The sequence below is a fragment of the Teichococcus aerophilus genome (genome assembly GCF_014490485.1).
In the GTDB taxonomy this organism is placed as follows: domain Bacteria; phylum Pseudomonadota; class Alphaproteobacteria; order Acetobacterales; family Acetobacteraceae; genus Pseudoroseomonas; species Pseudoroseomonas aerophila.
In genome coordinates this window covers 1-8,786 of record NZ_JACTVA010000093.1, presented here as the reverse complement: position 1 = coordinate 8,786, position 8,786 = coordinate 1, and the positions used below count along the sequence as shown (strand labels likewise).

6 protein-coding genes are annotated in these 8,786 nt (G+C 69.7%); 5 read left to right on the top strand and 1 reads right to left on the bottom strand.

The genetic code is table 11. The annotated features are described in order from the left end of the window. The coding region (locus tag IBL26_RS24620) for a DEAD/DEAH box helicase (RefSeq protein ID WP_241749730.1) at positions 1-1,433 on the bottom strand (1,433 nt) is incomplete at its 3' end. 576 nt (positions 1,434-2,009) lie between these two features. On the opposite strand from IBL26_RS24620, the gene IBL26_RS24615 reads away from it, so the two are divergent. The 5 genes from IBL26_RS24615 to bcsA all read left to right on the top strand — a co-directional run. After that, positions 2,010-2,708 carry an alpha/beta fold hydrolase gene (locus IBL26_RS24615; protein WP_187787152.1) on the top strand — a complete coding sequence of 233 codons (699 nt, stop codon included), beginning with the start codon at positions 2,010-2,012 and terminating at the stop codon, positions 2,706-2,708. A 490-nt stretch (positions 2,709-3,198) separates the two neighbouring features. After that, positions 3,199-4,272, top strand: coding sequence for a glycosyl hydrolase family 8 (locus IBL26_RS24610; RefSeq protein ID WP_241749729.1), 1,074 nt, complete (start codon positions 3,199-3,201; stop codon positions 4,270-4,272). A gap of 98 nt (positions 4,273-4,370) precedes the next feature. Further along, the gene (locus tag IBL26_RS24605; protein ID WP_187787150.1) at positions 4,371-5,705 is read left to right on the top strand and encodes a hypothetical protein; all 1,335 of its coding nucleotides are present in this window, start codon (positions 4,371-4,373) and stop codon (positions 5,703-5,705) included. 12 nt (positions 5,706-5,717) lie between these two features. Next, on the top strand, positions 5,718-6,548 hold the full coding sequence (locus tag IBL26_RS24600; protein WP_187787149.1) for a cellulose synthase operon protein YhjQ/BcsQ: 831 nt from the start codon (positions 5,718-5,720) through the stop codon (positions 6,546-6,548). Further along, on the top strand, positions 6,548-8,786 hold a 2,239-nt coding region (gene bcsA / locus IBL26_RS24595; protein WP_187787148.1), incomplete at its 3' end, for a UDP-forming cellulose synthase catalytic subunit. The genes IBL26_RS24600 and bcsA, both read left to right, overlap by 1 nt.

Here is an 8,786-nt window from a genome sequence, read left to right as displayed (position 1 = left end):
CGGCGCGGCTCCTCCTCACGGCGGCGGCCACGGCGGGGCGCTTCGTCACCCCGGCCACTGCGCGGGGCTTCGTCACGGCTGCGGGGCGCTTCGTCCCGCGCCGGGCGGGCTTCGGCATCGCGGCGCGGCGCGGCGTCGCGCTGGCCACGGCCACCACGGTCGCCACGGCCGCTGCGCTCTTCCGACTTGCCACGGCTGCGGCCACGGCCACGGCCCTTGGACTCGCGGGCCTCGGTCATCTCCTCCTCGCTCACCGGCTCGACACCCTCGACGCTGATGCGGGGGATCGGGTTGCCGGTCAGCTTCTCGATCGCGTCCAGCAGCTTGGCGTCGTCGGCGGTGGCGATGGAGTAGGCATGGCCTTCCCGCCCGGCGCGGCCGGTGCGGCCGATGCGGTGGACATAGTCCTCCGCATGGAAGGGCAGGTCGAAGTTGAACACGTGGCTCAGGCCGCCGATGTCGATGCCGCGCGCCGCCACGTCCGAGCACACCAGCAGCTGCAGCTCGTTGTTCTTGAACTTCTCCAGCGTGGCGAAGCGGACGGATTGCGCCAGGTCGCCATGCAGGGCGCCGACGGAGAAGCCGTGCTTGGACAGGCTCTTGTAGAGGATGTCCACGTCACGCTTGCGGTTGCAGAAGATCAGCGCGTTCTGCACGTTCTCCGCACGGATCAGCCGGCGCAGGGCGCGGCGCTTGTCCGCCTCCTGCACCAGGGCCAGGCCGGCAGTGATGGTGGTGGCCACGGAAGCCGGGGCGGAGACGGTGATCTCCTTCGGATTCTGCAGGAAGGCATCGGCCAGCTTGCGGATCTCAGGCGCCATGGTGGCGCTGAAGAACAGCGTCTGGCGCAGCGGCGGCAACATGGAGACGATGCGCTCGACATCGGGGATGAACCCCATGTCCAGCATCCGGTCGGCCTCGTCGATCACCAGCACCTTGCAGTCGGCCAGCATGACGCGGCCGCGCTCGAACAGGTCCAGCAACCGGCCGGGGGTGGCGATCAGCACGTCCACGCCCTTGTCCAGCGCATCGCGCTGGTCGTTCATGCTCTCGCCGCCGATCAGCAGGGCATGGGTCAGCTTCATGTGCTGGCCGTACTTGACGAAGTTCTCGGCGACCTGGAGCGCCAGCTCGCGCGTCGGCTCCAGGATCAGGCTGCGCGGCATGCGGGCCTTGGCGCGGGAACCGGCCAGGATGTCCATCATCGGCAGCACGAAGCTGGCGGTCTTGCCGGTGCCGGTCTGGGCACAGCCCAGCACGTCCCGGCCCATCAGCACGATGGGGATGGCCTGTTCCTGGATCGGCGTCGGGTGCAGGTAGCCCACATCCTCCACGCCCTTCAGCAGCAGCTCGGACAGGCCGAGATCGGCGAAGACGGTGCGCGGCGCCTCGTCCTCATGCTGCGCCCAGCTGGCGGCTTCTTCTGCGGCCATCTCATCCTCCGCGCTGTTCCCGGCGGCGTCCTGAGCGTGCTCGTCCGTCACGGGCTGTTCCGGCGGGCCGGCTGCGGCGGCACCGCCGGGCGGGGCGGCCGGCGGGGGCAGGGCGTCGGAATGCTCGTTCTCGGCCGCGATGATCGCGGGCGCTTCAGACTGATCGCTCAAGAGCAGTTGGTCCCTTCGCCGACCATGCGGCGGGCCTCATGTGGGCATGATGGTACCGGCCGGTCACGCGCGAACCGCGCGGCCCTGAACCCGGCATCCGCGCCCCTAATGCGCCCGGCGCCGCCGCTTGGCAAGTTTTTCGACCCGCCCGCGCGTGTTTTGCCGAGGTTTTTGAGCGGTTTTTTGACGAGGTTTCGGGGGAAGGGTAACTGGAAGTCCGTTTCGAACTCTGCAGGGCCGGCCGCATCGGTCCTCTCCGCGCCGGTTACGCCGGCGGCCCGGCCCGATCCCCCTGCCTCGGGCCACCGCCGCCTCTCTGGCCCAATGAGTACCTGCCGTGCCCATCGGCCAACTGACGTCCGCAACAGCGCCTGAACCCACGTCCGCGAAGAGAAGTGCCGCCCCATGACCGCCGCCACCTCCCTGCTGTTGCTGCCAGGCCTGCTGTGCGACGAGCGTCTGTGGCGCGACCAGATGTCCGCCCTCGCCAGTACCACGCCCTGCCGGGTGGCCGACCTGACCCTGGATGCGGATCTCGGCAGCATGGCGCTGCGCACCCTCGCCGCAGCACCGCCGCGCTTCGCCCTGGCCGGGCTTTCCATGGGGGGCTACGTGGCGCTGGAAATCCTTCGCCGGGCGCCGGAGCGGGTGACGCATCTGGCGCTGCTCGACACCTCCGCCCGCCCGGATACCGACGAGCAGGCCCGCCGGCGGCGCGGCCTGATGGCGCTCACCCGCTCCGGCCAGTTCAAGGGGGTGACGCCGCGCCTGCTGCCCAGCCTGCTGCACCCGGACCATGTGGACGGCCCGCTGGGCCACGCGGTGCGCGAGATGGCCGAGCGCGTCGGCCGCGAAGCCTTCCTGCGGCAGCAACAAGCCATCCTGCAACGCCCGGATTCCCGCCCCATGCTGCCCGGCCTCCAACTCCCCACGCTGGTCGTGGTGGGGGAGCAGGACATCCTGACCCCGCCCGAGCTGGCCGAGGAAATGGCCGCCGCCATTCCCGGCGCCCGCCTGGCCCGCATCGCCCAGTCCGGCCACCTGCCGACCATGGAGCAGCCGGACGCGGTGAACGCCCTGTTCCAGGAATGGCTGGCCACCTGAAAAAGGCCGCCGCCGCGGCGTATCCCTGAGGGTCCTTGCCAGAGCCTGGGTGGGCGTCTCTCAAGGCTCAGGCTTGCTGTGGAAACGCCGGGGGTGGCTCGCAATGTCTGTGTGGGATCGAGATGTCTGTGTGGGATCGAGGGGGGCGCTGCCCCCTCGAACTCCCCCGGCAGGAAATACGATCTCCCGCACCTGCGATTCATGGGAGCTTTCAATGAATCGCCACGGCAGACGGTGATCCAACTCGGCTCGTCGATAAATATTTTAATAACAACGACATATTGAAATACCTCTCACCTTTGGCGTGCCGGAACAGACGGGTTTCCAAAGGCCTCAGGCCTTTGGCGGGGAGTGTTTGAGAGGGGCAGAGCCCCTCTCAAGAAGCCTCCTTGGCCCCCAGCAGAATCCCCCTCGGACGACGTCCCGACCAACACACGCGCGCCACCCGCAGCAACGGAACGGCAAGGCTTACCGCGGCATCTTGCCCCACATGATTTCCCCCGGGGCTTCTCTGCCGCGCCTGTCCCGCCGCGCCCTGGTTGCCGGGCTGGGCGCTGCCTGGGCGGCGGCGCCCGCGCGGGCCGTTGCGCCGCCGGACCTGGCGTTGCGCGCGGTGTGGCAGGATTTCCGCGCCCGCTTCCTGTTGCCGGAAGGCCGGATCATCGACACCGGCAACCAGGGCGTCTCGCATTCCGAAGGGCAGGGCTGGGCGCTGCTCTGCGCCGAGCGGTGCGGGGACCGTGCGTCCTTCGACCTGCTGCTGGCCTGGACGCGCGGATTGTTGCGGCGGCCAGGGGACCATTTGCACGCCTGGCGGCATGTGCCGGGGGCGGCGCAGACAGTGTCGGACCGCAACAACGCCACGGATGGGGACGTGTTCATCGCCGCAGCGCTGCTGCTGGCCGCCCGGCGGTGGGATGAGCCTGCTTACGCGGCGGCCGGCACCGCGATTGCGCGGGATATCTTACGCCTGCTGCTGCGCCATGTCGGTGGCCGCACCGTGCTGCTGCCGGGGGCAGGGGGGTTCGAGGAGCAGGAGCATGTGGTGCTCAACCTCTCCTACTACGCCTTTCCGGCACTCCGGCTGCTGGCGCGGGCGGTGCCGGACCCGGCGTGGTTGCGCCTGGTGGCGGATGGGGTGGGGCTGCTGCGCGGCGCCGGCTTCGGCCGGTGGGACTTGCCGCCGGATTGGCTGACGCTGTGGCGCGCCGACGGCGTGGCCAGCCTGCCGTCCCGCTGGCCGCCGCGCTTTTCCTACGACGCGGTGCGCGTGCCGCTCTACCTGGCCTGGGCCGGGTTGCAGGAGGAAGCGCCGGTGCAGCGCGTGCTGCGCTTCTGGGCGGAGCGCACGCATCCCTACCTGCCCGCCTGGGCGGATCTGGAGACCGACCGCATTTCTCCCTATCCGGCGAATGGCGGCGTGGCGGTGTTGCGGCAGTGGTTGCAGGCGCGGGCGGGCGGCGGGGCGTTCCAGATGGAATCCGTGCGCCTCTCCCGCCAGGACGATTATTACGGGAGCATGATCAAAATACTCGTGCTGATCGCCGAGAGCGAATTGTCTTAATTTAGATACATTTTTTCTGAAATGTGCGCGGGATTCAGTATTCCGTTCCTCTCGCGTAAATTGCATTCTGCGCCGCGAAGAGGGCTGGGTAGCAGAGCATGGCACAAGACATCGATGTCGCGCGGGTCGCGGCGGCTCTGCGGGCACCCGTCATACGCTACCGGAACTTTGGCAACGTGCCTGTCCGCGGCACTTTTCAGCCGCCATCGGCCGAATCCGCGCCTGATGCCCCGGATCTCGATGCCGCCCTTGCCGAGGCCGCCGCCTTGCAGCGTGAAGAGGAAGCCCGCGCTACCCCCTTGCCCGCGCCGCAGCCGCCTGTGCTGACGGACCCGCATCTGGGCTTTCCCAACCCGGCCCGGATGGAAGAGGTCGATCAACCCAAGGTTGAGAAACTCGATATCGCCGCCGTTTCCTGGCCTGACTCCGCCCCATCTCTTGCTGCTGTGCAGCCGGAAGTTGTGATGCCTGTGCCAGCAGCGGCGCCACCGCTCCCGCCGCCCCAGGTGGAATGGACCTCGCCCGCGCCCATCTCCGCGCCGAAGCCTGTCATGGCCGCCCCGGACGAGGAACGCCCGCTGCTGGAGGTGCTGCGCGAGGCGTCGTTGCAGCCGGCGACGGCCCAGCACGGGCTGCTGGCCCTGCTGGCCCAGCCCGCAGTCTGGGACCGGCCCGCCGCGCCGCCGGGCATGGTGCCGGGGCCGTTGAGCGGCCAGCCGATCGCCACCGACACTGGCGGGCTGCTCTCCTCCGCCGGCTTTGGCGCCGCCGCGTCGGCCCCGTACCAGGACTTCGTGCCACACCAGGAACTGCCGCAGCCCTTCGTGGCGCCGGCCTTCGTGCCTGCCCAGGAGCCGCCGCAGCCTTTCGTGCCGCAGCCGGCCTACGCGTCGTATCAGGAGCCGCCGCAGTCCGTCGCGCAGCAGCCGGACTTCGTGCCGTACCAGGACCCGCCACAGCCCTTCGTGCAGCAGCCGGCTTACGTGCCGTATCAGGAACCGTCCCAGCCCTTGGTGCAGCAGCAGGATTGCGTGCCGTACCAGGAGCCGGGGCAGCCTTTCGTGCAGCAGCCGGCTTACGTGCCGTATCAGGAACCGTCTCAGCCCTTCGTGCAGCAGCCGGACTTCGTGCCGTACCAGGAGCCGGCGCAGCCTTTCGTGCAGCAGCCGGCTTACGTGCCGTATCAGGAACCGTCCCAGCCCTTCGTGCAGCAGTCGGATGTCGTGCCTTATCATGAGCCGGCGCAGCCCTACACGCCGCAGCCGGAAGCGCCGTTCCAGCCGCAGCCCGCCGTTGCGCCTGCCACCGCCGCCACGCCGCTGGCGGATGTGTTCCGCCGGGTACGGACCTCCGCGGTGCAGCCCGCCGAGGCCAAGCAGACCGTGGCGCTGCACAACGTCCTGCGTGGCCTCCGCGCCGGCCGGCAAGACTGAGGATAGACGCCTGTGCCGCTGATCTGCTTCGCATCGCCCAAGGGCGGCGTCGGTAAGACCACGCTCTCCGCCAATGTGGCGGACCTGCTGCGGCGGGATGGCCGCTCCGTCGTGGCGCTGGACCTCGATCCACAGAACTCCCTCCGGCTGCATTTCGGCATGTCGGTGGCGGAGCAGGACGGCTTCGCCGCCCACCTGCCGCAGCGCCCCCAATGGCGTGGCCACCTGCGCCAGGCGCCCTCCGGCACCCTGCTGCTGCCGCACGGTGCCGTCACGCTGCGCGAGGCGCTGGACAACGCCGTGGCGCTGGAAAACGATCCGGAGCTGCTGGCCGCCCCGCTGCGGGAGATGCTGGCCGACCCCAACGTGCTGGTAGTGGCGGACATGCCGCCCGGCCCGTCCCAGGCGCTGTCCATCCTGACGCCGATGGCCAACCTGATCGTCACGGTGCTGCGCAGCGAGGCCATCAGCGCCGCCATGCTGGCGGAGATCGAGGCCGGGCGCTTCCTCGGCACCGGTACCATGAAGGCGCTGTTCTCCGGCCGGCTGCAATTCGTGCTGAACGCGGTGGATTTGCGGGACCGCCTCTCCCGCGCGGCGGCAGAGGCGGTGGCCCGGCATCTCGGCAGCCGCCTGCTCGGCGCCGTCAGCCAGGATGGCGCGGTGGGGGAGGCCGTGGCCGCCCAGCGCCTGCTGGAACCCGCCAGCCGCGCCGGCGGCGAACTGCGGCAGATCGCCGCCGCCATCGAGGCCCTGCTGGCCTCTCAGGACAGACCGGCCCCCCGGCAGGAGCAGCCGCACGAGGCTGCCGCCTGGGCGGCCCCGCAATGGGAAACACGCTGATGCGGCTCGGCCGTCGCCTGACCGGGCCGCTGATGCGGGTGCCGTTCCTGGGGGGTCTGCTGGTCCTGCTGGGGCTGCTGATCGGCCTCGTGTTCATGATCACGCCGCTGGAGGCGGAGGCGCAGGCCTGGCTCGCCCTCGGCGGCTTCGCGGTGTTCCTGCTGCTCGGCCGCCTGAAGGGCCGCGGCTCGCTGATCTTCCTGGTCGCGCTCTCCTCGCTCATCTCGCTGCGCTACATCTATTGGCGGGTGACGGAGACGCTGGACTACACCAGCTTCCTCTCCACCTTCCTCGGCACCGGCCTGCTGCTGGCCGAGGTCTATGCCGTGCTCTCCCTGCTGCTCTCCTACTTCCAGCAGATCTGGCCGCTGGAGCGCCAGCCGGTGGCGATGCCGGAGGCGGTGGAGGTCTGGCCGGTCGTGGACGTGTTCATCCCGACCTACAATGAGCCGCTGGAAGTGGTGAAGCCGGCCGTGTTCGGCGCCATGTCGATGGACTGGCCGCGCGACCGGATGAATATCTACATCCTCGATGACGGCCGGCGGGATGAGTTCCGCCAGTTCGCCGAGGAAGTCGGCTGCGGCTACATGGTCCGCCCGGACAACAAGGGCGCCAAGGCCGGCAACATCAACCATGCGCTGGAGCGGACGAACGCCGAATACGTCGCGGTGTTCGACTGCGACCACGTGCCGACGCGGGCCTTCCTGCAGATCAGCATGGGCTGGATGCTGAAGGACCCCAAGATCGCGATGCTGCAGACGCCGCATCACTTCTACTCGCCCGATCCGTTCGAGCGGAACCTCGCCTCCGGCAAGCGCGTGCCGAATGAGGGGCTGCTGTTCTACGGCCGCGTGCAGTCCGGCAACGACCTGTGGAACGCCGCCTTCTTCTGCGGCTCCTGCGCCGTGATGCGGCGGACGGCGCTGGAACAGGTCGGCGGCGTGCCGACCGAGACGGTGACCGAGGACTGCCACTGCTCGCTGAAGATGCAGCGGCTGGGCTGGCGCACCGCCTATCTGCGCCTGCCGCTGGCCGCTGGCCTGGCGACGGACCGGCTGATCGCCCATATCGGCCAGCGCATGCGCTGGGCGCGCGGGATGATCCAGATCCTGCGGGTGGACAACCCGATGTTCGGGCCGGGGCTGAAGCTGTACCAGCGGATCTGCTACCTCAGCGCCCAGTGGCACTTCCTGTTCCCGGTGCCGCGCGTGGTGTTCCTCACCGCGCCGCTCGCCTTCCTGCTGCTGGGCGAGAACATCATCGCGGCCTCCCCGCTGGCCATCGTCGCCTATGCCGGGCCGCATATCGTGCACTCGATCGCGACCAACAGCCGCATCCAGGGCCGCGTGCGCCACAGCTTCTGGTCCGAGATCTACGAGACGGTGCTGGCGGTCTATCTGGCGCCCGTCGTCGTCACGACGCTGCTGGACCCCAGCCGCGGCAAGTTCAACGTGACCAGCAAGGGCGGCACGCTGCGCGACGGCTACTTCGACCTGCGCGCCGTGGGCCCCAACCTGGTCATCGGCCTGCTGCTGGTGCTGGGGCTGATGTCCGGCATCCACGGCCTGGTCACCAACCCGCCCTCCAGCCTCGCCTTCCAGGCCAATGCGCTGAACAGCATCTGGGTGCTGCTCTCGCTGATCATGGTGCTGGCCGGGCTGGCTGTGGGGCGTGAGCGGCGGCAGGTGCGCGAGCGTGCCCGCGTGGCCGCCGTGGTGCCCGCAACCCTGCTGCTGGCCGACGGCAGCCGCGTGGTGGGGGAGAGCGTCGATCTCTCCCTCGGCGGCGCGGCGATGGTGATGAAGCAGCCGGCGGTGCTGCCGCAGACGATGATGGGGACGATCGAGTTCGACCTGGGGTCGGACGTCGTCTCGCTCCCCGCCGAATTGCTGCGCTGGCAGGACGACCGCCTGCAGCTGCGTTTCGCCCCGCGCGGGCTGATGGACGAAGGCAACATCGTCCGCGTGGTACTGGGCCGGGCCGATGCCTGGCTGAACTGGGATGACGTGCGTGCGGATAAGCCGCTGCGCTCGATGCTGGAGGTCGCGTTGAGTATCGGTGGTCTTTTCCGTGGTGACAGTCAGATTTCCTTCAAGGGTCGCCGCGCGCGCCGGCTGGAGCGTGAAGCCGCCCGCCGGGGCAATCCGCCGCCCGGCCCTGGCGGAAGGCAGGACCCGCCCGGGCGCCAGGCCCCGTCCGTGACGGCGGAGGCCACGCGCCGCGCCAGCCGTGCCGCCG

What these genes read in the sequence shown, in the direction of transcription:
- IBL26_RS24615 (WP_187787152.1), top strand. Translation starts at nt 2,010, where the DNA reads ATGACCGCCGCCACCTCCCTGCTGTTGCTGCCAGGCCTGCTGTGCGAC.
- IBL26_RS24610 (WP_241749729.1), top strand. Translation starts at nt 3,199, where the DNA reads ATGATTTCCCCCGGGGCTTCTCTGCCGCGCCTGTCCCGCCGCGCCCTG.
- IBL26_RS24605 (WP_187787150.1), top strand. Translation starts at nt 4,371, where the DNA reads ATGGCACAAGACATCGATGTCGCGCGGGTCGCGGCGGCTCTGCGGGCA.